Here is a 20922-nt window from a genome sequence, read left to right as displayed (position 1 = left end):
GAAAAATGACCACGGTAAACGTGAAGAAGACCAGTTATAACTGGCGTGTAGTAGACATCGTAGTGGCGGCCCTCATCGCCATCGCAGGCGGCGTGATCTTCTGGGCCTGGTCCCAGGGCGCCGCGATCGTATCCATCCCCATGAACGCGACGTATCCGCCGCTCACCGGCCTGATCGCCGGTGGCTGGATGATCCCTGCCGTCCTGGGCATGCTCATTATCCGCAAGCCCGGCGCGGCCCTGTTCTGCGAAGCCGTTGCCGCCACGGGCGAGCTCATCATGGGCTCGCAATACGGCACCACCGTGCTCATCTCCGGCGTCCTCCAGGGCCTCGGCGCCGAGCTGATCTTCGCTGCGTTCCGCTACAAGAAGTTCAACTTGCCCACGGCACTCCTTGCCGGCGCAGGAGCCGGACTCTTCTGCGGACTCAACGACTCCTTCCTGCCGTGGGGCTGGAACATCGCTTACGAGGCAATCGACAAGCTTGCCTACATCACGTTCACCACCATCTCCGGCGCAATCATCGCGGGCGGGGTGTCCTGGATCGCCACCCGCGGCCTGGCCACGACCGGCGTCCTGAGCTCCTTCGCGTCCCGCAAGGCCGCTTCGGAGCCAGTCTTCAGCTGATGCCCGCCACCAACAGCCGCACGGTGAGGCCTGCCGCCATCTCAGCCGAGGGCTGGGGATGGCGGCATGCCGGCCGGGCCCAGCCTGCCATCCAGGGCCTGGACCTCCGGATCGAACCCGGCGAACGGGTGCTGCTGCTGGGTCCTTCGGGCGCCGGCAAATCGACGCTCCTGCATGCCCTCGCCGGGGTGTTGGGCGACGAGGAAGACGACTCGGACGAGACCGGCTCGCTGCTGATCGACGGCGTTACTCCCCGCGAGCAGCGTGGCCGCGCCGGCCTCATGCAACAGGACCCGGAAACGCAAGTGGTCCTCTCACGGGTGGGCGACGACGTCGCCTTCGGTGCGGAGAACCTCGCCGTGCCGCGCGAAGAGATTTGGTCCCGCGTCCATGAAGCGCTCGACGACGTCGGGTTGCGTTCCGCAGCAGGGTCCGGCCTGGCGTTGGATCACCCGACGGCGGCACTCTCCGGGGGACAGAAGCAACGCCTCGCGCTGGCTGGCATCCTGGCCATGCGGCCCGGGCTGATCCTCCTGGATGAGCCGACGGCCAACCTCGATCCGGCAGGGGTGCTCGAAGTCCGCGACGCCGTGAGCCGTTGCCTGGACAAGACCGGAGCCACGTTGGTGGTGGTGGAACACCGGGTGTCCGTGTGGAAGGACCTGGTGGACCGGATCGTGGTCCTGCAACCGGGTTCCGCCGGAGCTGGAGCAGCTGGAACCGGCACACCGGGTGTGCTGCTGGACGGGCCCCCTGATCAGGTCCTGTCCGAAGCCCGAACCCTGCTGATGGCAGCCGGTGTGTGGGTGCCGGGCTATGTCCCTGCAACGCGCGTCCGGGCGCACACGCCGGGAACGAATGCCCAGCTCCTCCTCGCGGCACAGGACTTGGCCGTTTCGCGTGAGAAAACGCGGCGCAAAGGCTTCAAGACCATCCAGCCGGTTCCAGTGCAGGCCGGCATCAGCGCCCAGGTCAGGGCTGGCCAGGCTCTCACCATCACGGGACCGAACGGTGCCGGAAAGTCAACGTTTGCGCTCACGTTGGCCGGTCTTCTGGCGCCGGTGGACGGCACAGTGAGTGCCGCCGTCGAGCTTTCCGAAGGAGCGGGCATTGACCCCTTCAAGTGGAAAGCCGAGCAGCTGATTTCCCGCATCGGAACAGTTTTCCAGGAGCCGGAGCACCAGTTCGTCACGGGCAAGGTCCTGGACGAGCTCATGTTCGGGCCGAAGCATCTGGGCCATGGCGCGGAACGTGTTGACGAACTGCTGGAGCGGTTGCGGCTCACGCACCTCGTGGACGCGAATCCGTACACCTTGTCCGGTGGCGAGAAACGCCGGCTCTCGGTGGCTACAGTGCTGGCTGCCCATCCCAAGGTCCTGGTGCTCGACGAGCCGACGTTCGGCCAGGACGCCAACACCTGGGCGGAGCTGGCTTCGTTCCTTTCGGAACTCCTTGACGCCGGAACAGCCGTGGTGTCTGTAACCCACGACCAAGAATTCAACGCTGTGCTGGGCGGAACTGAGCTGCGGTTGGATCCGGCAACCCGGGCCGAGGCCGACCGCCAGGAAGCAGGTGCGGCATGAGGGACTCCCTCAACGTGCGCGGTAACCACGCGCTCCTGACCCGGGCTAACCCTTTGGCGAAGTTCGTCGCCGTGTTCCTGATTTCCCTGGTGCTGGCGCTGTCCATTGACTGGGTCTCCGCCTCCACCGCCCTCCTGGCTGAGTTGGCGCTCTTCCCGCTGGCCGGTCTCACGCTGCGGCTCTTGTGGCAGCGGGCTTGGCCGCTGATCATTGCGGCGGCGATCGGCGGCTGGAGCACGGCGATCGTGGCAGCTGACAGCGGCGCTGTACTGCTCGACGTCGGACTCTGGTCCATCAGCGAAGGTTCCCTAGAGCTGGGGCTGGGTTTCATGCTCCGTGGCCTGGCGATCGCCCTCCCGGCGATCCTGCTCATGACCTGCACCGACCCGACGGATTTGGCTGACGCGCTGGCACAGAAGGCCAAGCTGCCGCACCGTTTCGTCCTGGGGTCCCTGGCGGCAATGCGGTTGGTTGGCCTCATGGCTGAGGAATGGCAGACGATCGGCATGGCCCGCCGTGCCCGCGGCGTGGGTTCGCAGGGTGGACCACTGCAGAGGCTGAAAGCCACCTTGGGCCAAAGCTTCGGACTCCTGGTCCAGGCCGTGCGGCGGGCTTCGAGGCTGGCTGTGACCATGGAAGCCCGCGGTTTTGGTGGTGGACAGCGGACGTGGGCACGTGAATCGACGTACTCAATGCTGGACGCGTGGGTGCTCCTGGGCGGCATGATCATTGCCGCAGCCGCTGTGCTGACGGCCGTTGGCGCCGGAACGTGGAGTTTCGTCTGGCGCTAGGGCTAGGCGTTTGGGCCCGGCGTTTGGGCCCGGGGTTTGGGCTTGGGGTTTGGGCCCGGGGTTTGGGCTTGGCGCTCCAGCGTGTTGAAATGCCGCCGGCGATTGATCGCCGGCGGCATTTTGTGTTTGAGGGAGGGTGCGGGACTCAGTGCTCGCGTCGTTCCTCGATCTCGTCAAAGCCCGCCCGCGTCAGGAAACCCAGTTGGGCCTCTTTCTCGGCCAGCTGGATGATCGGGCCAAGCTCGAAGCAGGTGGCCTCCAGGCGCCGCAGTGCCTTGGCGTTGCGGGAATCGGGCTCCACGATGATCCGGTCCTTGCCCGGCAGCGAGAACATGTACCGGATGAGCGAGGTGCCCAGCCGCGGCGTGAAGTGCGGGATGGGCCGCGTGGCAGGAGCCAGGAGCAGATGCATGCCGATGTCTTCTTCTCGGGCCGGGTAGGCCTCGCCCACGGGGTCGTGCAGCGGTTCGTAGGTCTGGAACAACGCCAGTGGCTCGCCGTCGAGGAGGACAAGGAAGGCGTGGTGGGTTTCCAGGGAGTCAAGGAATTCGTAGATCTCCAAGACCTCTTCGCGCGAGTTCTCAGTCATGCCCCAGAACTTGGCGCGCGGCTGGGTAACCCATTCATGGATGAAGTCGATGTCCTCGGCAGGGACCAAGGGGACGATGCGCAGCGCACCCCACCCTTCGAGTTCTTCGGTGTAGATGGTGTCGCGGACAGTGAAGTCCCGGGTGATGGTGGTCATGTTTTCCTTCGGGGGCGGGGGCTGGGAACGGTAAGTCAAAAGTCAGTGGGTGTCGCGGACCAGGGCAGTCCAATCCGTGACCACCGGGGCGAGCCCGCCGGAGGTCCAGAGGGGCAGCTGGTCTGAAAAATGGGGGTCTCCCGGCTTGCCCGCGGCGCCGAACGGGACAATCCACCGGCTGTTGCGCCGATCGGACAGATCCCAGACATAGCGGGCAACGGGTCCCCGGAAGCTTCGGTCATCCACGCCGGGAAGACTTTCCGTGCAGAGCACGCACCCGGTATCGCCGCTGAGCGCGGTGCTGGGTGCGGCTTCGGACAGGGAACCAGGGAGGACGTGAACGGGAAGAAGCTGGTGCCGGCCGCCCCAGGAGCCGCCGTCCAGCAAGGTTTCCTCCAAGGCAGCGTCCTCCAGGGCGGCCGCGGCTTCCACGGGGACCGCGATACCCAGTTCCGAGGCCCGCGCCACAAGCGTTTCAAGGGCGAAACCTACCCGGGAAGCCACCGACAACCACGGCCCGAACAACGGGGAATAGCCGGTTGCCCCCGTCAGGGGCTCCAAGGCGGAATGCCGTGCAATCCGTTGGACCAAGGCGGCCCGCCAGGACGCAAAAGCAGCTGGCTGGTGTCCGTCGGCGTCCATGCGGCCGTCCCATTCCAGCAACAGAGATCGCAGCTCCTTGGCTTCGCGGGACATATCGTCCGGCGACAGCCCGCCGAGCACTCCACGGAACAGCGGCCACGGTCCCAGCAGGGTGTCCATGTGGATGGCTTGCATGTAGTCCACGGTCTGCACGCCATCCGGAGCGGCTTCCAGGAGCTCACGGATCCGGAGGGCCCGGTGGGCGGGGGCGAACTCCATGGCCACCGTGTCACCGCCTCCTGCCGCGCGATCGTTGGCACTGACGGCGAAACGGTGGATGTCCGTGCGGGGAAGGATCACGTACTGGCCGTCCCACGCATGACGGGCTGAGTACGCCGGCGCGGGCAGGCGACGGTTGGCCGGGTTCCGTTGCGGAATCCGGCCGGCAAGGAAATGACGGACAGTGCCGGACACATCCGCGGCCACCACACTGTTGACGGGCTCCACCCAGGAGTCGAAAGCGGCTTCCACCTCGGCCACGTTGTGGCTCCGCAACAGCGGCAGGAGGGCATCGAAACCCAGCCGCCCCTCAACCTGGGCCGGGAAGCGCACGCTCAGCGCACCGCCGTCGGGCGCTTCTGAGATGACCGGGCCGCGAGCGGTCTCTATGATCTGGATGTTTATGGCCTCACCGCCGCGGACCTGGATGGTTTCGGAACTGACGACGACGGGCTCCCAGCCTTCCGCACCGCGGGCCTGGACGTGTTCGCCATTGGCTCCGGGCACCCGGCGCAGCTCTTCTTCGAAGAGGTCCTGGTAGTCGGCCATGGCGTTGGTGATGGCCCACGCGGTGTGCCCGGTGTGGGCGAAGTGCGGCAGGCCGGGGACACCGGGGAAGGCGAAACCGATGGCGTCGAACTCGGGGCAAGCGAGCCGCAGCTGCTGGTACACGCCGGGAAGTTCCATGAGGCGGTGGGGGTCTCCGGCGATCAACGGAAGGCCGCTGGCGGTCGTTGAGCCGTGGGCGGCCCAGGCGTTGCTTCCGGACCAGACGGGGGCTTCGATGCTGAAGAGTTCCACCGCATCCTCGCCCAGAGTGCGCGCTACGTGGGCGCGGAAGAGTTTGTTGGGGAACGTGGAGAACAGGATGTGGTGCACCAGGAAGACACCCAGGGGTGTCCAAGGGTTCCACGGTTCCGGTTCGCTGCCCGACTCGTCGAATTCGGGCCCGCCGCGCAGTCCGTCGGCAAGCGCCTGATTGACGCCGTCCACGTACTTCCCGCACCAGCGCTGAGTGGCGGCGTCGAGGTTGTCGAAGCAGCGGCGCGCGATCGCATCCAGCCGGACCTGCCTGGCGAACCGATCCCAGACCACTGCATCCGGGCCCAGGACCTCGGCCGTGCGACCTTCCGAGCGCCAGCGTTCCATCTCGATCTGCCACGAACGATCCGTGGCGGCGTTCACGCCTTGGAGGAAAGCGAGTTCATCGGCAGAGTCCGCCCACAGGTGGGGGATTCCCCACGGATCACGGTAGGTGCCGGGGCCGCCTGCCGGGGCGGATTTGTGCGTCGGGGCAGGCGTCATAATCTCAGGCCGCTTTCGAGCTTAGGTTAGGCTTACTTAAGCTCAAGATAAATGGCTTTGGCCCGGTTCACAAATCGTGGCCGTTCGTGAAGGAGTGTTGCTTGAAGCGCAATTGGGAAGGCGTCGTCCTCAAAGTGATGGGCGCCAAGGACTTCACCCTCGAGGTCACCGGCCAGGAAGAGATCACCCCAGACTTCCTCCGCGTGCACGTCCAGGATGGCGGACTCCTGGAACGCAGCGGAGTGCACCCCACCATGTGGATCCGGCTGTGGTTCGACGATTCCGGCAAGGCTCACCAACGCGCCTACACCTTGGTGAACGCGGATCCAGCGGCCGGAACGTTCAGCATGGATTTCGCCATGCACAACGGCGTCGCAGCCGACTGGGCCCGCTCGGTGAAGGCCGGTGACACCATCGATGCCACAGTCCAGGGCAGCTCGTTCGCGTTCCCGAAGCCGGCACCGCGCCGGATCTGGGTAGTGGGCGATCCCGCGTCAATCCCGGCCATCAACTCGCTCCTGGACGAACGGAGCCTGACAGCCGGCCGCCAGGCTCCCGTGACGGCCTGGCTTGAATACCAGCACGACGCCGACCCCTCCCTCGAGCTGCGGACCTCGCCTGACGACGTCGTCAACTGGATTCCGCGCAAGCGCGACGGCGCCGCCCTGGTGGAGGAAGTCTGCGGTGGACTGACCGCGGATACGGTGTCCGTGGCGGACGACTTCTTCTGGATCGCATGCGAAGCCTCCAGTACCCGTGCAATCGTGAAGCACTTGCGGAAGGGGCTCGGCGTGGACAAGCATCGCATTGATGCGCTGGGTTACTGGCGGGTCTAGCTTCTCCGGGTTGCTCCAGGCGACGAGCGGCGTTCAGCCCTATATCGCACGAGGCGGGTAAGGTGTGATGTTTTCCACTGAATCGGCGTTTTGTTCTTGGGCTCTAGCTCATTTGTGATATTTCTTGGGTATGACGCAACCTGCCGCCGAACACGTAGGCCTCCTACTCCGCAACGCCCGTAGTGAAAAGGGCTGGACGCAGGGGCAACTTGCCACCGAGCTGGGAACCAGCCAGAGCGCCATCGCCCGGATGGAACAGGGCAAGCAAAACCTGAGCCTGCGAATGATCGAACGCCTTGAGGCAATCTTCGGACGCTCGATCGTCAAAGTGGGGCGTCCGCAGATGACCCACCTCCGTGTGGAGGGTGGACGGACCCTCTCCGGCGAAGTGGACGTCAACAGCAGCAAGAATGCCGGCGTCGCCCTTTTGTGTGCGAGCCTCATCAACCGCGGCACCACCACATTGCGGCGCCTGGCCCGCATTGAGGAAGTCAACAGGATCGTCGAAGTCCTGACCTCCATCGGCGTCGATTGCACCTGGCTCAACGGAAGCGATCTGCGCATCCGCCGGCCCGAGGTCCTGGACCTGGCGTCGATGGACGTGGACGCCGCCCGCCGTACCCGCAGCGTCATCATGCTCCTTGGCCCGCTCCTGGACGAATCCAGCGAATACCAACTGCCGTACGCCGGTGGATGCGATCTCGGAACGCGCACGGTGGAGCCGCACATGCAGGCCCTGCGGCAGTTCGGGCTTGAAGTTGAGGCCAAGTCCGGCTTCTACTCGGTGACTGCGCCCCCGGCCGACGGGCATGACCGCTCCTTCGTCCTGACCGAGCGTGGTGACACAGTCACCGAGAACGCCATTATGGCTGCAGCGCACCGCGAAGGCCGCACCGTCATCCGCAACGCGAGCCCCAACTACATGGTCCAGGATCTCTGCTTCTACCTGCAGGGCTTGGGCGTTGACATTGAGGGCGTTGGAACCACCACGCTGAAGATCACGGGCCGGCCGTCCATCGATGTGGACATTGAGTACTTCCCCTCCGAGGACCCCATCGAGGCCATGAGCCTGATCACCGCGGGCATCGTCACGAACTCCGAGGTCACCATCCGCCGGGTCCCCATCGAGTTCATGGAAATCGAACTCGCCACCCTGGAGCAGATGGGCCAAAAGCTCGAGATCTCCGGCGAATACACGGCCCGCAACGGCCGCACCCGCTTGGTGGACGTCACCACCAAGCCGTCCGAACTCCGCGCGCCGCAAGACAAGATCCACCCCATGCCGTTCCCCGGCCTCAACATCGACAACCTGCCGTTCTTCGCCGTGATCGCGGGCAACGCCGAGGGCCAGACCATGATCCACGACTGGGTCTACGAGAACCGGGCCATCTACTTGACCGAGCTCAACAAGCTCGGCGCCCAGGTCCAACTCCTGGATCCGCACCGGATCTACGTCAATGGCCCCACCAAATGGCGTGCCGCCGAAATCGGCTGCCCACCGGCACTGCGTCCTGCCGCCTGCTTGCTCCTGGCCATGCTCGCGGCCCGCGGAACCTCCGAGCTGCGCAATATCTATGTGATCGAACGCGGCTACGAGGACCTCGCTGAGCGACTCAACACCATCGGCGCGAAGGTGGAGTACTTCCAGGACTGAGGCTGTCTGCTGGATCATTCGCTTCCGCGTCGGGAAGGTCCTCGGGATTCCGGGGTTCTTCCTTCGGCAGAGTTGGATGATCCAGCAGAACAACGCTCATGACCTGCGTTTCAACAGCGCCCGGATCTGGGCCATGACCTGCTCGGGTGAGTTCCAGATCTGCTCGGGTGCGTAGCTCAACACGTGGTAGCCAAGGACCTGCGCAGCGTTCAGCCTGCCCATGTCCTTTCGCCAGGCTGACCTCGAACTGTGGAACTGGTATCCGTTGATCTCGACGATGAGCCACCCGTCGATCAGGATGTCCACCCGACCCACTCCGGCGATGCGCACTTGACGCCGGAAGGAGAGCCCTTCCGATTCGAAGAGCAGCCGTGCGCTGATCTCCGGGACCGATTCGGACAGTCCATCTGCCATGGCCAACCGTTTCCTCGCTTGTCCGAAGTACTTGGCGGTGAGCTCGCTTTCCAGGACCTCCCGGGCGACACCGAATTTCGTCATCGCCGACTGGGCAACGGCAATGGCATCAACTTCCGCCAGGCACGTCAGGGCATGAATGACGGTGTCTTCCACAGACGCCAGCGGAAGAAGGGCCTCCGATCCCAGCCTGAGTCCACCGTGCCGAACGAATCCCCGGCCCCGGTTGTGCCGTGTTGCCACGTGGACTCTAGTGGGTTTCGTCTTGAGCCACAGCCCGTATCTGACGGCGGCACTGGCACAGGTCAGATGCCCGTTGTTGATGAGAGCTGAGAGGTACTCCGGATCAGCGGACGGCAACGCCCATATACCCTTCCGAGGTTGATAGGCGCCCACCAGTCTCCGAACCATTGCGGGCGTGTAACCATGGCCACGGAGGAGCCCCACTCGTGCCACTCCGCCCACTGTTCTCAGGAATTCGAGTGCGTCCATGCTTCAAGCTGGCCACGATTTGCGGCGGCCAGGGACGAGGAAAATGGCGTATGTGGATGACGACGCCGAATTTCTGCTGGATCATCCGCGTCAGCATTCACGAGTGGCGCGGAGTTTGGGGGGCGGAGGCCGAAATGAAGCAATGATCCAGCAGAACCGGAGGGCACCCGCAGCGCTGTCCTCCCTCGCCCACCAGGCGCAGAATGGAGCATGCGGACTTTCGGGGTTGAGGAAGAGCTGCTCATCGTCGATCCTGTGACGGGGGAGCCCTTGGCCCTCGCGGACGCGCTGCTCGCAGGCCACGATGAGCCCCCGACAGAGACGGGCCTCAGCCACGAACTCAAGCTGGAGCAGATCGAAACCCAGACGCGTCCGTGCCACACGTACGGCGAGCTCCTGCACCAGATTCGCCGCGGCCGTGCCATGGCCAACCAGGCCGCCCGCCAGCACGGAGCGCGGGTGGCTGCCATCGCCACGTCTCCGCTGGCTTCGAACACGCACACCACCCCGGACCCCCGGTACGCGGCGATGCTGGATCGCTTCGGGATCATCGCCACTGAGCAGTTGACGTGTGGATTCCACGTACACACATCCGTGGAGTCGCCCGAGGAAGGTGTTGTGGTGCTGGACCATATGCGGGACAAACTCGCAGTGCTCGCGGCCCTCACCGCCAACTCGCCCTACTGGCGCGGGCTCCCCACGGGCTTCGACAGCTACCGCACGCAGGCATGGAACCGTTGGCCCACGTCCGGACCCTCCTCGGTGTTTGGCTCGCTCACTGCCTACCGGCGCATCGTGAAGCGTCTCCTGGAAACGGGCGTGATCATGGACGAGGGCATGATCTACTTCGATGCCCGCATCTCCAGGAACCACCCCACCGTCGAGGTGCGGGTAGCCGACGTCTGCCTCCGTGCCGAGGACGCCGCGCTGATTGCAGTGCTGGTGCGGGCTTTGGTGGAGACAGCATCGCTGGAAATGCTCGACGGCGTTGAGCCCACCTCAGTGCCCACGGCCCTGCTGCGGATGGCGAGTTGGCAGGCCAGCAATTCGGGGCTGCGTGGAGAGCTCCTGGACTTCGGCGATTTCCGTCCCCAACCAGCGGCCGAAGTGGTGTGGGCTTTGGTTGATTATCTGAGTCCTGTGCTGGACGACCAAGGGGAACTCAAGCTCGTCAAGGCGGGGATCTCCGACATTCTGGAGCGCGGAAACGGTGCCCACGAGCAACGCGAAGCGGCGGTGCGATACAGCAAGAGGCGCCGCGACGGACATGACCAGCCGGGAAGTCCGCCTAACAACGAAGCCCTCGCCGCCGTCGTCGGGTATGCCGCGAGGATGACGGTGCGCGGTGTCGCCGCGGACGCGAACAAGGATCCCGCACCGATGCTGACCAGGGTCAGGAGGCCCTAGCTTTCCGGTTCCTTCCATGTCATCAGGTAGGCGCCCGTGGTCCCCTCGATGAGGTAGAAGACCAACGGCGGGATGTCCTTCTTGGCTAAGAGGATGCCGCCGAAAAGCGGTGCGCTGGCTGCAGCAGTGAGACCGATCCAGCGTTTGGCCGGCGACGCCAGAAGGCTCCCGCCCAGGGCAGCAAGGGCAACCACCTGCAGCCCGGAGTACAGCAGGAACGGTGCGTTGGATCCCCGGCGATCAGCGAAGCGCTCAAGATCCGAAGCCCGCCGCGTGAGGCTGTACACAAAGGGCGGGGCTCCGGCGAGCAGTGCGGCGGCCGCGGTCACAGCCCACTTCCTGGCTTTACGGTGCGAAGCCGCCGTGCCCGGAACAGCGCTCGCGTACGCGGCGAAACCCACGGGCACTGCGATGGTTCCCGCGGCAGTCAGGTGCTGTCCCACGATCCAACCGCGCCGGCCGGCCTGAAGCATCCGCAGCCGTTCGGTTGCATCCGGCGTGATGTAAACGCGGCTGACGGGGGAGATTCCCACGAACCACACCACCGTGCCGGCAACGATGACCGCTCCGGCACGGCGATACGGATACTTCCCGCTCATGGCACCAAGGTTAGACCTGTTTGAGGGCCTTCTCCAGATCCAGGATGAGGTCGTCCACGTCTTCCAGGCCCACCGACAGGCGAACCACGCCGTCGCTCAGCCCAATGGCCGCACGGCCCTCCGGACCCATGGCCCGGTGGGTGGTGGTGGCCGGGTGCGTGATGAGGGATTTGGAGTCGCCCAGGTTGTTGGAGATGTCGATGACGCGGAGGCCGTCGAGCAGCGCGAACGCCGCTTCCTTGGCGGAACGACCAGCGGACGGCGAGAGCTCGAACGTCAGCACAGTGCCGCCGGCCTTCATCTGCTTCGCGGCCAACTCGTACTGCGGGTGCGACTTGAGCAGGGGGTACTTGACCCAGCTGATGGCGGGCTGCTGCTCAAGCCACTCAGCGATCCTCAGAGCGGACGCCGAGCTGTGGTTGACCCGGAGCCCGATGGTCTCCAAGCCCTTGGTCAGCACCCAGGCGTTGAAGGCGGACAGCGAAGGGCCGGTGTGGCGCATGAGCTGCTTGACCGGGCCGTCGATGAATTCCTTGGTGCCCAGGATCGCGCCGCCGAGGACGCGTCCCTGGCCGTCGATGTGCTTAGTACCCGAATACACGATCACGTCCGCACCCAGCTCACCGCAACGCTGCAGCAGGGGAGTGGCAAAGACATTGTCGACGACGACAGTCGCCCCGGCGGCATGCGCCAGTTCGCTCACGGCGGCGATGTCCACGATTTCCTGCATGGGGTTGGAAGGAGACTCGAAGAACACCGCGGTGGTCGGTTCGGAGAGGGCCTCACGCCACTGCTCCAGATCCGGACCATCAACGAAAACGGTCTCCACACCCCAGCGGGGCAGGATCTCGTTGAGGATCACAAAGCATGAGCCGAAGAGGGAGCGGGCCGCAACCACGCGGTCGCCGGCAGCCAGCAGGGCACCCAAGGCGGTGAAGACCGCGGACATGCCGGACGCCGTCGCAAAGCACGCCTCGGTTCCCTCGAGCAGGCGGAGCCGTTCCTGGAAGGTGGCCACGGAGGGGTTGCCGTAGCGGGAGTAGACGAAGCGTTCGTCCTCTCCGGTGAAGGCGCGTTCGGCAGCGGCCGCCGACTCGTAGACAAAGCCGGAGTTCAGGAAAACGGGTTCGGCCGTTTCCTGGAAGTTGGTACGGTCAAGGCCACCGCGGACGGCCTGGGTGTCAGGGCTCCAGCCAGCGGCATCAGGATTGAAAGTCACTTAGTCGGTTCCTAGATTCGTCGGCAGGCCACGGTTCTTCCAGCCATTCACGGTGCGCTCGCCATAGCGGTCGGGCTCGCCCTCGAAGCCTTCAAGGACGTTGTAGGCGGTGAAGCCGATCTGTGTTGCGGCAATGGCCGCGGAGATGGACCGCTGGCCGGAGCGGCAGAGGAAGACCAGTTCCACGCCGTCGCCCTCGGGTGCCTGCTGCTGCAGGTCCTCGATGAAGCGGGAATTCGGGATGCCGCCGGCGAGGTTCCACTGGATGAACAGGGGATCGTTCTCGGTGGCTTTGGTGTCCGGGATGCCGATGTGGGCCCATTCGCCCTCAGTGCGGACGTCCACCAGGATGGCGCCTTCTTCAAGTTTGGCCCACGCGTCCTGCGGGGTCAGGTCACCTGCGTAGCTCATGCGTGGCCCTCGAATGCTTCCTCGTCCTCGTAGTTCTCCAGCTGATCAACAGCATTGGCAACAGCGGCGTCGGCACTGGCGATGGCGGTAGGCAGGACCACGGCTTGGGCCACGATCACATCGGTGCCGTTGAAGGTGGCTGCGGGGCTGCCGTGGAGTACGTAACCCTCGGCGAGGGCGTTGTGGATGCGCTCGCAGAAATCGCGGGTATCCGGGCCGGTCACCAGGCGGTAGGAGAGTTTTTCTTCGGTGGGTTCAGGCATTGATGGTGCTCCTCAGTCACGCTTGCAGTTCGAGTTGTCGATACGCCGAGTAGTCACCTGAGGCACCCCGCCGGAGAGAGGGTTGCCGACCAGCAAGTCAGGGCTTGGCGCTGGTGCTCATTACTCAAGAAAAACGTAACATCCACGGGCATAGGCCTGCACTTGCGGGTGGCTGCGGGCTCGTCATGTTGCGTAACCGGAGGATGCTGTGGAACCTCTCCAAATAAGACGCCCCGGGAGCATAATTGACGCAGTACGACCCCCTGTAACTTCGCATGAAATCAGGTCGCGGTGAACGGACAGAGCAGTTCTACACTCAAGCCCATGCTGCATTTTGGATGGTTTGTGGGCCACGGTTTCGGAGTCCAGGGCTGGGGGACTCCCGGTTACAGCCTGGGCTACGACTGGAAGAAACCCGCCCTGTACCAGGAAGCCGTGCGCGCGTTCGAGCGATCCGGGCTGGACCTCTTCATCATCGAGGATTCCCTGACAGTCCCGGACACCTATGGCGGCACGGCCGAGGTTTCGCTGGCCCACGCGTCCTTCGCGCCCAAGCATGATCCATTGGCGCTGGTCCCGTACCTTCTGTCTGCAACGGAGCACCTGGGGATTGTGCCTACGGTCAGCGCCTCGTTCTATCCGCCGTTCACTGCGGCCCGGCTCCTCGCTACCCTCCAGCACTTCTCCGAGGGCCAGCTTGGCTGGAACGTGGTGACTTCCGGCAGCGACCTCGCGGCCCAGAACTATGGGCTGGACCAGCAAATCGAACACGACCTGCGGTATGAGAAGGCCGAGGAATTCGTCGACGTCGTCAGGCGGCTCTGGCGGAGCTGGGAACCTGGCGCCGTGCTTGAGGATGCTTCCGCCGGGGTGTTCGCGGACCACACCAAGGTCCATCAGATCAACCACGAAGGCGACTTCTTCAAGGTCCGCGGACCACTGAACACGGCACCGCTGCCGGAGGAACCCGTGCTGGTCCAGGCCGGCGCTTCGCCGAGGGGCAAGGCGTTCGCTGGAGGTCACGCAGATGTGGCGATTGCCTTGGCGCGTGGCGTTGACGGCATGAAGGCCTACCGGGATTCGATCCGCGCGGAGGCGGCCAAGGCCGGGAGGAACCCCGACGACGTCAAGGTGCTTTTCGTCCTCAAGCCCACCGTTGTGGGTTCTGCTGCCGAGGCGGAGGAGTTGCGGGCGCAGCGCCGGGAACTCACCCAGCGCGACATCGACAGCCAGCTCAACTCCATCTCCTACCTGTCCGTGATCGACTTCAAGAAGTTCGACCTCGACGCCCCGCTTCCCGAACTGAGCACCAACAGCAACCAAGGCACGCTTGAACATTTCGCCAAGGCGGCCCCTCCAGGCTCCACGCTGCGCCAGATCCTGCAGGCACGCACTGGCGGGGCGGGAGACTCGATCATCGGCACGGTGGGCGAGATTGCCGACTATCTGGAGGAGACCGGCGAGGCCGTGGGCGGCGACGGCTTCCTCTTCTCCGGCTTCGTGGATCCGGTGACGGTACACGGTGTGCTGGACAAACTCACCCCGGAACTGCGGCGCCGCGGGCTGTTGAGGACGAGTTACGGCAACGGCGGGTTCCGGCAGAACCTCCTGGACTTCTGATGACTCCGGCTGAGCCGCTGACGATTGGTACGGCTCCGGTGCGCGCCGTGGATGTGGCCCTGGCCGCCGCCGACCCGACGTTTCACGTGAAACTCAACCACGATGCGTTGTCTTTGATCGGGCTATCCCGGGAAGTCGTGGAGAAGGCTGCCGCCTCCGGGCAACGGGTCTACGGGCTCAACACCCTGCTCGGTTCCGGCCGGGACACCGCTGTGGAGGCGAAGTCCCTCCTGGCCTACCAAGTCCAGGTGGTCAGGTATCACAACAGCGGGGTGGGTTCGTATCTGGACCGCGCGGCTGCACGATCAGTGATCCTCGCCAGGCTCATCGGATTCAGCCGCGGCGGCTCAGGCGTGCGCCCCGAGACCGCCCGCTTCTATGCCGAACTGGTCAACCGCGGCGTCTTTCCCGCCATCCCGCGCGAAGGCTCGGTGGGGTCATCGGACCTGACCCAGCTTGCCGCCGTCGCCGCTGTTGCCATCGGTGAGGGCGAAGCGTTCGACGCCTCCGGCACGCTGGTATCGGGCGCCAAAGCGCTCGCCGACGCCGGCCTCCAACCCCTGGTTCTCGCGCCGGGGGAGGCCCTCGCCCTGGTCAGCGCCAACGCGTACTCCGTAGGTGCCGGGACCCTCGCATTGCTCCGGCTGCAGCACCTGGGCGAGCTGGCCGACGTCGCGCTTTCCCTCTCACTGGAGACCACCGCAAGGTACGACGGCGGCGGGAACCTGAGCCCGTTTTCGCCGGCCATCCAAGCGGCCAAGGCGGTGGACGGTCAGCGGGACTCGGCTGCTGCGGTGCGTCGCCTGTTGAGCGGTGGGTGGCTGGAGGATGTTCGGCCTGAGGTATCGGTGCAGGATGCTTTGTCGTTCCGGGCTGCGCCCCAGACGCACGGTGCCTTCCGTTCCTTGGTGACGCAGCTTGGTATGGCCTTGGAGGTGGAGCTGAACGGGCGCGGAGACAATCCCTTGGCCGACGTGGAATCCGGGCTGATGGTGTCCGGCGGGAACTTCCAACCCATGCAGCTGGCTCTTGCCTATGAGGGGTTGCGACTGGCTTTGGCGCACGTAGGGATTTCCAGTGAGCGGCGCATTGCCAAGTTGTATCCGCCGCAGCGGGCGATCCGGGCGAAGCATCTGAAGGCTGCGGCCTCGTCGGGTTCCGGCTTGGCGCAGGAAGAATTGCCCGGGCTGCTCTGGTACTCCGCCGCTGGGCTGCTGGCCGAACTGAAGGTCCTGGCGGCACCGGCGACCCTCGGGGCCCCGACGCTTTCGGCCGACGTCGAGGACCACTCGACGCTCGCCCCGCTCGCCCTTCAGCAACTGGAAAAGTCGTTGGACGCCCTGGAAAAGCTCCTCGCGATCGAAGCGTTGACGGCGTCGTATCTGCTGCTGGAAGCGGGAGCCGCGCAGCCGCTCGGGAAGGGGACCGGCGCCGTCGTGGGTCGATTGGCGGATGTACTGGCGGACCGGCCGTCGGCGCCTGACCTCGTGGAACGGGCGCGGGCTGTGCTCCGGAGCGCCGTGGCTGAGGAACGTTCAGAGGAAGGGGAGGAGCCGTGGTGAGTACGGCGATCCGCAAACATGGTGTGCACGCGGCGGCCTCGGTGCCGGACGGGCTGGATGCCTCGGTGCTGGACAGGGTGGGGAACACTCCGCTGGTGAAGCTGGAATCCCTGAGCCGTGGGCTGGGCAGCACCATCCACATCAAGCTCGAGTCGGAAAACCCCGGCGGCTCCATCAAGGATCGGACGGCCCTGAGCATGGTGCGTGCGGCCGAGCGGTCCGGTGAACTGCGGCCTGGGGCGACCATCGTGGAGAGCACCTCCGGGAACACTGGGATTGGGCTGGCCCTCATCGGCCACCTGACCGGGCATCCGGTGGTGGTGGTTACCGGTGACACCATCTCGCAAGAGAAGCTCGCCGCGCTGCACAACTACGGTGCCAGGGTGATCCTGACGGACTGGAACGCGCCGTCCGAATCGCCGGAGAATGCCCGGGCTGTGGCTGCCCGCATCACGGCTGAGACCCCAGGCGCGTGGCGGCCCATGCAGTTCGACAACCCTGCCAACCCCGCCGCGCACTACGAAACCACCGGACCGGAGATCTGGGAACAAACCGGCGGCCTGGTGACGCACTTCGTGGCGGGCATCGGCACCGGCGGGACCATCAGCGGCAACGGACGGTTCCTGAAGGAGCGTGTTGCTGCGTTACGACCGGGTGGGCACGTGGAAGTTGTCGGGGCAGATCCCTACGGTTCCGCCTACAGCGGCGGGCATCCCGGTGAGATCCTGGTGGACGGAGTGGGCAACTCCTGGCCGCAAGCCGAGTGGCCCAAGATCTTTGACCGCTCCATTGTTGACCGTTTCCTGCGCATTCCCAACGACGAGGTCTACTCCACGGTCCATCGGCTCCTCGACGAAGAGGGTCTCGCGCTGGGACCTTCGTCCGGGCTCGCGGTTGCTGCGGCCTTGCGGGTGGCCCGCGCTGCGCCCCACGGTTCCATGGTGGTGGCAATAGCGCCCGACGCCGGCACGAACTACCTGAGCAAGGCTTTCAATCCGGTGTGGCTGGCGGAGCATGGGATCAGGCTGGCTGCCGACGTCCCCGCCGCCCGCGAGTAGGACGCTCTCTCACATCCCGTCGTGTTCGGGGTAGACGCTCTCTCACGTCCTGTCGTGTTCGGGCGGACGCTCTCTCACATGAATGCCATCAGCCGATTGCGTTAAGCTCCAACCATGCCCGAACAGGAAACAACGCCCCGTCTTGCCGGATACCTTGATAAGCAACAGCCCGATCTTTACGCGACTCTGAGCCACTATGCCCAGCAGGTGGTGGAGGAAGCCGACCGGACCGGTGTGCCGCGCCGGACCATTGAATTGCTCAACTATCTCGCGTCACAAATCAACGGGTGTGCCTTCTGCCTTGACCTTCATCACCGCAGGGCCCTGGGGTACGGCGAAACCGAGCAGCGTCTATCCCTGGTGGCTGTCTATCGGGAAGTTAAGTTGTTTGAACCTTCGGAAGTAGTCGCCATGGAATTGGCCGAACAGATCACGCGAATGAGCACCTCGCGGCCCACTCCGGAGCTCTTCGAACGAGCGCGAGCACACTACAACGATGAGCAGATCAGTGTCCTTTGCATGGCGGCGATCGGGATCAACGCCTTCAACCGGCTGTCGATCCTGAGCGAACACCCGGTGCGCGCAGCGAAGAAGTAGCTCCAAAGCACAGGGTCCCGTGCCTCCACGACCCACTTTGGCGGGCACTGTGGGGCCGACACGGTCACGGCCAGGGGTGTCGTGGCTGTTGTGGTTTCAAAGTTGGTCGTGGAGGACCTTGACGTGTCCTCATCCAATTTGAGACGTGCTCAGCCCCCGGTCAACCACAAAGGGTTGGCCGGGGGCTGAGCTGCATTCAAAGAAGGCCTGGAAGCCGCAGACCTACGCCCTAGTAGCTTTCTTGAGCGACCGTCGTCGTCCGTATTTGAAGTAGAAGAACGCGTAGCAGGCTCCCACGAATGGAACGCCAAACAGGAGCGCAGCGACCTGGTTGGGGTCGAATGCGATGCCTATCAGTGAGACCACGCAGAGAACGAATGCGAGGATCGGAACCAGTGGGAAGAGCGGGGCCTTGTACGGGAGCGAGTCCACGTCGCCTCCGTTCTTCACGAAAGTCCGTCGGTAAATGAAGTGCGAGGCCACGATGGACATCCACACGCCCACGGTGGCGAAACCGGCAACCGAAACCAGCACCAGGTACACGGTGGCCGGCGCCACGATGCTGCTGATCAGGGAAGCCAAGCCGCCAAGCATGCTGACGCAGAGGGCAACCATGGGGATGCCGCGCTTGGTCAACTTGCGGAAGGCCTTGGGTGCATGGCCTTCGTCGGCCAACGAGAAGAGCATGCGGGCACAGGAGAAAAGCCCGCAATTGCCGGCCGAGAGCAGGGCCGTGATGATCACGAAGTTCATGATGTCCGCGGCAAAGGGAATGCCAAGCATGGAGAAAACGGTGACGAACGGGCTCTCGTCCACGCTGACTTTTTCGTAGGGGATGGTGGCCGCGATGACCGTGATTGCCCCGACGAAGAAGATCATGAGCCGGAAGACAGTGGTCCGCATGGCCTTGGGAATGTTTGCGCCCGGGTTGGACGTTTCGCCAGCGGCAACGCCGATCAGTTCGGACCCCGAGAACGCGTAGAACACGGCGAGGCAGGTGACGAAAACGCCGGTGAAGCCGTTGGGGAACAACCCATCCGGGGTGGCGAAGTTCTCGCCGAATGATGGGTAGTCTCCCGCGGCCAGGGGGTGGAAGCCCGCCAGCGCGGCACCACCCAGGATGATCAAGCCGACGACGGCGGCAACCTTGATGAGCGCGAACCAGAACTCTGATTCACCAAAGACGCGCGATGAAATGGCATTCAGGGTGAACAAAACGGTGGCGAAAACAAAGCACCAGATCCAGACGTCCACGCCCGGGAACCAGCGCTGCATGAGCAGGCCGGCCGCGGTGAATTCGGAACCCAAAGCCACTGCCCAGCAAAGCCAGTAAAGCCAGGCGGTGGCGAATCCGGTGGCGGGACCGATGGTGCGGGCGGCATAGATGTGGAAAGCGCCTGACACAGGGAACGCAACGGCGAGCTCCCCGAGGCATGCCATCACCAGGTACACCACCACGGCACCGATGAGGAACGCAATCACCGCACCCAAGGGACCGGCAGTAGCAATGGTGTATCCGGAACTCACGAACAGGCCCGATCCGATGACGCCACCCATGGCGATCATCACCAGGTGCCGGGCCTCCATGGACCGGCGGAGACCTGTCTGCGGGGCATCAGCCGTCGACTGCGCCTCGGTTGCCGATGCTTCGGCTTTTGTGGGGGAGCTGAGTCCCATTTTCCCTCCGGGAGGTTAGCCAGCAAAGTCTGAAGTTGTGACAGCCGGACGTGATCCAACTAACACGAGAACAAGATTCATCACATGACGAATGGCCATTTCAAGGAGGATAAGGAACGCGATTGAACGCGTAAATCGCCCAAGGTCGAGACCAAGAGTTTCTAATCATTGAGTCATTCGAGCAATTACTCCGCTGGTCACCTGCTAGGTTCCAAGCGGAGGCCCGTGGCTCCGAAAGCCGAGGACTTATTCGATCCCGGCGAACAGCTCGTTGAGTTCGGCAGTGAGCTGCTTCCGCACAGCCGGGGCCCCGACTTCCTTGCCGTTGATGTGGTTCACCGGAGCGATCAGCCGGATGCTGGAGATCAGCCATACAGCGTCGGCATCGAAGAGGTCCTGCGGCTCCAGGGGTCCGTACCCCAGTTCCCAGCCGGCAGCTTTCGCCGCGGCGAACAGCGCACCCTGCGAGGTGCCGGGCAGGATGCCGCTGTCCAGTTGCGGAGTGATCAGGCGACGAACCGTCCTCACGGAACCGTCGGCGTCGTCGATTGTTTCCAGGTGCGCCAGCAGAACAGTGGACGTGGGCCCTTCCAGGACGCGGCCATCAGTGGAGGTGAAGATGGCGTCGTCGGCGCCTTGCTTGTGTGCGTAACGAAGCGCCGCCATGTTGACCGCATAAGAGAGCGTCTTGGCGCCAAGCAGCAGCCAGGGGGCGCGCTCGCCCGCCTCCGTGTCGAAGCCACGGTCCAGAAGAACGACGTCGATGCCCGTCTCGCGCTGCCTGCGGCTGCCCGCGGGTGAGGGCGAAGCCTGTACCCAGCACGTGGGGTTCGCTGCACCTTCAACGCCCCGGGTAACGATCAGCTTGACGACTACCTCGTCCTCTTCCGGCGTGGGGGCCGGGTGAACCTCGCGGAATTCGGTGATGGCGGTATCGATGGCTTTGCGCCACGCGTCCTGCCCCGGGATTGCCAGGTCCAGTGCCGCCGCGGAGCTCCCCAGACGGTTCAGGTGTGCCTGGACCTTGCGGGGGCGTCCTTGGACGGCGAGGAGTGATTCGAACACGCCGTCGCCGCGGGTGGCGCCCAGGTCCGTTGCCATGATCTGGGGCTGGCTGGAGTCGGCGATGCGACCGTTTTCGAAGGCGGGGTCCAGGAAAACGAGGACCGTCGGGGCAGGTGAAGTCATGCTCCCAGCTTAGT

19 protein-coding genes and 1 riboswitch are annotated in these 20922 nt (G+C 64.6%); of the genes, 10 read left to right on the top strand and 9 right to left on the bottom strand.

Features of this window, described 5'->3' with window-relative positions; all coding sequences use genetic code 11:
• Positions 1–5: 5 nt before the first annotated feature.
• From ACFRJ9_RS03810 to ACFRJ9_RS03800, 3 genes are read left to right on the top strand one after another with little or no spacing between them, the layout of a single operon-like run.
• On the top strand, positions 6–626 hold the full coding sequence (locus ACFRJ9_RS03810) for an ECF transporter S component (RefSeq protein ID WP_377664593.1): 621 nt from the start codon (positions 6–8) through the stop codon (positions 624–626).
• A complete protein-coding gene (locus tag ACFRJ9_RS03805) occupies positions 626–2209 on the top strand; it encodes an ABC transporter ATP-binding protein (protein ID WP_377664591.1) in 1584 nt (527 codons plus the stop codon). The genes ACFRJ9_RS03810 and ACFRJ9_RS03805 overlap by 1 nt, the downstream gene beginning before the upstream one ends.
• A complete protein-coding gene (locus ACFRJ9_RS03800; protein WP_377664589.1) occupies positions 2206–3000 on the top strand; it encodes an energy-coupling factor transporter transmembrane component T family protein in 795 nt (264 codons plus the stop codon). The genes ACFRJ9_RS03805 and ACFRJ9_RS03800 overlap by 4 nt, the downstream gene beginning before the upstream one ends.
• Positions 3001–3145: 145 nt before the next feature.
• Here the strand turns inward: ACFRJ9_RS03800 and ACFRJ9_RS03795 are convergent, their stop codons facing one another.
• Positions 3146–3745, bottom strand: coding sequence for a GNAT family N-acetyltransferase (locus ACFRJ9_RS03795; RefSeq protein ID WP_377664587.1), 600 nt, complete (start codon positions 3743–3745; stop codon positions 3146–3148).
• 42 nt (positions 3746–3787) lie between these two features.
• Entirely contained in the window at positions 3788–5911 is a 2124-nt protein-coding gene (locus ACFRJ9_RS03790) for a penicillin acylase family protein (protein ID WP_377664585.1), read from the bottom strand.
• 101 nt (positions 5912–6012) lie between these two features.
• Here ACFRJ9_RS03790 and ACFRJ9_RS03785 point away from each other — a divergent pair, with 101 nt between their 5' ends.
• Together ACFRJ9_RS03785 and ACFRJ9_RS03780 are read left to right on the top strand one after the other, a co-directional pair.
• Positions 6013–6747 carry a siderophore-interacting protein gene (locus ACFRJ9_RS03785; RefSeq protein WP_377664583.1) on the top strand — a complete coding sequence of 245 codons (735 nt, stop codon included), beginning with the start codon at positions 6013–6015 and terminating at the stop codon, positions 6745–6747.
• A 130-nt stretch (positions 6748–6877) separates the two neighbouring features.
• A complete protein-coding gene (locus ACFRJ9_RS03780; RefSeq protein WP_377664581.1) occupies positions 6878–8401 on the top strand; it encodes a UDP-N-acetylglucosamine 1-carboxyvinyltransferase in 1524 nt (507 codons plus the stop codon).
• Positions 8402–8497: 96 nt separating this feature from the next.
• Here the strand turns inward: ACFRJ9_RS03780 and ACFRJ9_RS03775 are convergent, their stop codons facing one another.
• Positions 8498–9307: an endonuclease domain-containing protein gene (locus ACFRJ9_RS03775; protein ID WP_377664579.1), complete on the bottom strand. Its 810-nt coding sequence runs from the start codon at positions 9305–9307 to the stop codon at positions 8498–8500.
• Positions 9308–9517: 210 nt separating this feature from the next.
• Between ACFRJ9_RS03775 and ACFRJ9_RS03770 the strand changes: the two genes are divergently transcribed.
• A complete protein-coding gene (locus ACFRJ9_RS03770) occupies positions 9518–10714 on the top strand; it encodes a glutamate--cysteine ligase (protein WP_377664577.1) in 1197 nt (398 codons plus the stop codon).
• On the opposite strand, the gene ACFRJ9_RS03765 is transcribed toward ACFRJ9_RS03770, so the two are convergent.
• From ACFRJ9_RS03765 to ACFRJ9_RS03750, 4 genes are read right to left on the bottom strand one after another with little or no spacing between them, the layout of a single operon-like run.
• Entirely contained in the window at positions 10711–11313 is a 603-nt protein-coding gene (locus ACFRJ9_RS03765) for a hypothetical protein (RefSeq protein WP_377664575.1), read from the bottom strand. The two genes, ACFRJ9_RS03770 and ACFRJ9_RS03765, sit on opposite strands and share 4 nt — an antisense overlap.
• Before the next feature lie 10 nt (positions 11314–11323).
• Positions 11324–12532 carry an O-succinylhomoserine sulfhydrylase gene (locus tag ACFRJ9_RS03760; protein WP_377664574.1) on the bottom strand — a complete coding sequence of 403 codons (1209 nt, stop codon included), beginning with the start codon at positions 12530–12532 and terminating at the stop codon, positions 11324–11326.
• The gene (locus ACFRJ9_RS03755; protein ID WP_377664572.1) at positions 12533–12943 is read right to left on the bottom strand and encodes a rhodanese-like domain-containing protein; all 411 of its coding nucleotides are present in this window, start codon (positions 12941–12943) and stop codon (positions 12533–12535) included.
• Entirely contained in the window at positions 12940–13206 is a 267-nt protein-coding gene (locus ACFRJ9_RS03750) for a DUF1737 domain-containing protein (protein ID WP_377664570.1), read from the bottom strand. Before ACFRJ9_RS03750 ends, ACFRJ9_RS03755 begins: the two co-directional genes overlap by 4 nt.
• 13 nt (positions 13207–13219) lie before the next feature.
• Positions 13220–13331: riboswitch (SAM riboswitch) on the bottom strand.
• Positions 13332–13497: 166 nt separating this feature from the next.
• Between ACFRJ9_RS03750 and ACFRJ9_RS03745 the strand changes: the two genes are divergently transcribed.
• The 4 genes from ACFRJ9_RS03745 to ACFRJ9_RS03730 all read left to right on the top strand — a co-directional run bounded on the left by ACFRJ9_RS03745 (position 13498) and on the right by ACFRJ9_RS03730 (position 18043).
• Positions 13498–14826 carry an NtaA/DmoA family FMN-dependent monooxygenase gene (locus tag ACFRJ9_RS03745; protein WP_377664568.1) on the top strand — a complete coding sequence of 443 codons (1329 nt, stop codon included), beginning with the start codon at positions 13498–13500 and terminating at the stop codon, positions 14824–14826.
• On the top strand, positions 14826–16388 hold the full coding sequence (locus tag ACFRJ9_RS03740; RefSeq protein ID WP_377664566.1) for an aromatic amino acid ammonia-lyase: 1563 nt from the start codon (positions 14826–14828) through the stop codon (positions 16386–16388). Before ACFRJ9_RS03745 ends, ACFRJ9_RS03740 begins: the two co-directional genes overlap by 1 nt.
• Positions 16382–17446 carry a PLP-dependent cysteine synthase family protein gene (locus tag ACFRJ9_RS03735; protein ID WP_377664564.1) on the top strand — a complete coding sequence of 355 codons (1065 nt, stop codon included), beginning with the start codon at positions 16382–16384 and terminating at the stop codon, positions 17444–17446. The genes ACFRJ9_RS03740 and ACFRJ9_RS03735 overlap by 7 nt, the downstream gene beginning before the upstream one ends.
• A gap of 114 nt (positions 17447–17560) precedes the next feature.
• Positions 17561–18043 carry a carboxymuconolactone decarboxylase family protein gene (locus ACFRJ9_RS03730; protein WP_377664562.1) on the top strand — a complete coding sequence of 161 codons (483 nt, stop codon included), beginning with the start codon at positions 17561–17563 and terminating at the stop codon, positions 18041–18043.
• A gap of 222 nt (positions 18044–18265) precedes the next feature.
• Here ACFRJ9_RS03730 and ACFRJ9_RS03725 read toward each other — a convergent pair whose 3' ends face one another.
• Both ACFRJ9_RS03725 and ACFRJ9_RS03720 read right to left on the bottom strand, forming a co-directional pair.
• The gene (locus tag ACFRJ9_RS03725; RefSeq protein ID WP_377664560.1) at positions 18266–19720 is read right to left on the bottom strand and encodes an amino acid permease; all 1455 of its coding nucleotides are present in this window, start codon (positions 19718–19720) and stop codon (positions 18266–18268) included.
• A 246-nt stretch (positions 19721–19966) separates the two neighbouring features.
• The gene (locus ACFRJ9_RS03720) at positions 19967–20908 is read right to left on the bottom strand and encodes an aminodeoxychorismate lyase (protein WP_377664558.1); all 942 of its coding nucleotides are present in this window, start codon (positions 20906–20908) and stop codon (positions 19967–19969) included.
• Between the last annotated feature and the right edge of the window lie 14 nt (positions 20909–20922).

The organism is Paenarthrobacter sp. NPDC056912 (genome assembly GCF_042786555.1).
In the GTDB taxonomy this organism is placed as follows: Bacteria; Actinomycetota; Actinomycetes; order Actinomycetales; family Micrococcaceae; genus Arthrobacter.
Note: the sequence above shows the minus strand (reverse complement) of the source record. Positions and strands in the feature narration are given on the sequence as shown.

Excerpts from the sequence above, each read along its gene's own strand:
- ACFRJ9_RS03810 (WP_377664593.1), top strand. The coding sequence starts at position 6 with ATGACCACGGTAAACGTGAAGAAGACCAGTTATAACTGGCGTGTAGTA.
- ACFRJ9_RS03805 (WP_377664591.1), top strand. The coding sequence starts at position 626 with ATGCCCGCCACCAACAGCCGCACGGTGAGGCCTGCCGCCATCTCAGCC.
- ACFRJ9_RS03800 (WP_377664589.1), top strand. The coding sequence starts at position 2,206 with ATGAGGGACTCCCTCAACGTGCGCGGTAACCACGCGCTCCTGACCCGG.
- ACFRJ9_RS03795 (WP_377664587.1), bottom strand. The coding sequence starts at position 3,745 with ATGACCACCATCACCCGGGACTTCACTGTCCGCGACACCATCTACACC.
- ACFRJ9_RS03790 (WP_377664585.1), bottom strand. The coding sequence starts at position 5,911 with ATGACGCCTGCCCCGACGCACAAATCCGCCCCGGCAGGCGGCCCCGGC.
- ACFRJ9_RS03780 (WP_377664581.1), top strand. The coding sequence starts at position 6,878 with ATGACGCAACCTGCCGCCGAACACGTAGGCCTCCTACTCCGCAACGCC.
- ACFRJ9_RS03775 (WP_377664579.1), bottom strand. The coding sequence starts at position 9,307 with ATGGACGCACTCGAATTCCTGAGAACAGTGGGCGGAGTGGCACGAGTG.
- ACFRJ9_RS03770 (WP_377664577.1), top strand. The coding sequence starts at position 9,518 with ATGCGGACTTTCGGGGTTGAGGAAGAGCTGCTCATCGTCGATCCTGTG.
- ACFRJ9_RS03765 (WP_377664575.1), bottom strand. The coding sequence starts at position 11,313 with ATGAGCGGGAAGTATCCGTATCGCCGTGCCGGAGCGGTCATCGTTGCC.
- ACFRJ9_RS03755 (WP_377664572.1), bottom strand. The coding sequence starts at position 12,943 with ATGAGCTACGCAGGTGACCTGACCCCGCAGGACGCGTGGGCCAAACTT.
- ACFRJ9_RS03750 (WP_377664570.1), bottom strand. The coding sequence starts at position 13,206 with ATGCCTGAACCCACCGAAGAAAAACTCTCCTACCGCCTGGTGACCGGC.
- ACFRJ9_RS03740 (WP_377664566.1), top strand. The coding sequence starts at position 14,826 with ATGACTCCGGCTGAGCCGCTGACGATTGGTACGGCTCCGGTGCGCGCC.
- ACFRJ9_RS03730 (WP_377664562.1), top strand. The coding sequence starts at position 17,561 with ATGCCCGAACAGGAAACAACGCCCCGTCTTGCCGGATACCTTGATAAG.
- ACFRJ9_RS03725 (WP_377664560.1), bottom strand. The coding sequence starts at position 19,720 with ATGGGACTCAGCTCCCCCACAAAAGCCGAAGCATCGGCAACCGAGGCG.
- ACFRJ9_RS03720 (WP_377664558.1), bottom strand. The coding sequence starts at position 20,908 with ATGACTTCACCTGCCCCGACGGTCCTCGTTTTCCTGGACCCCGCCTTC.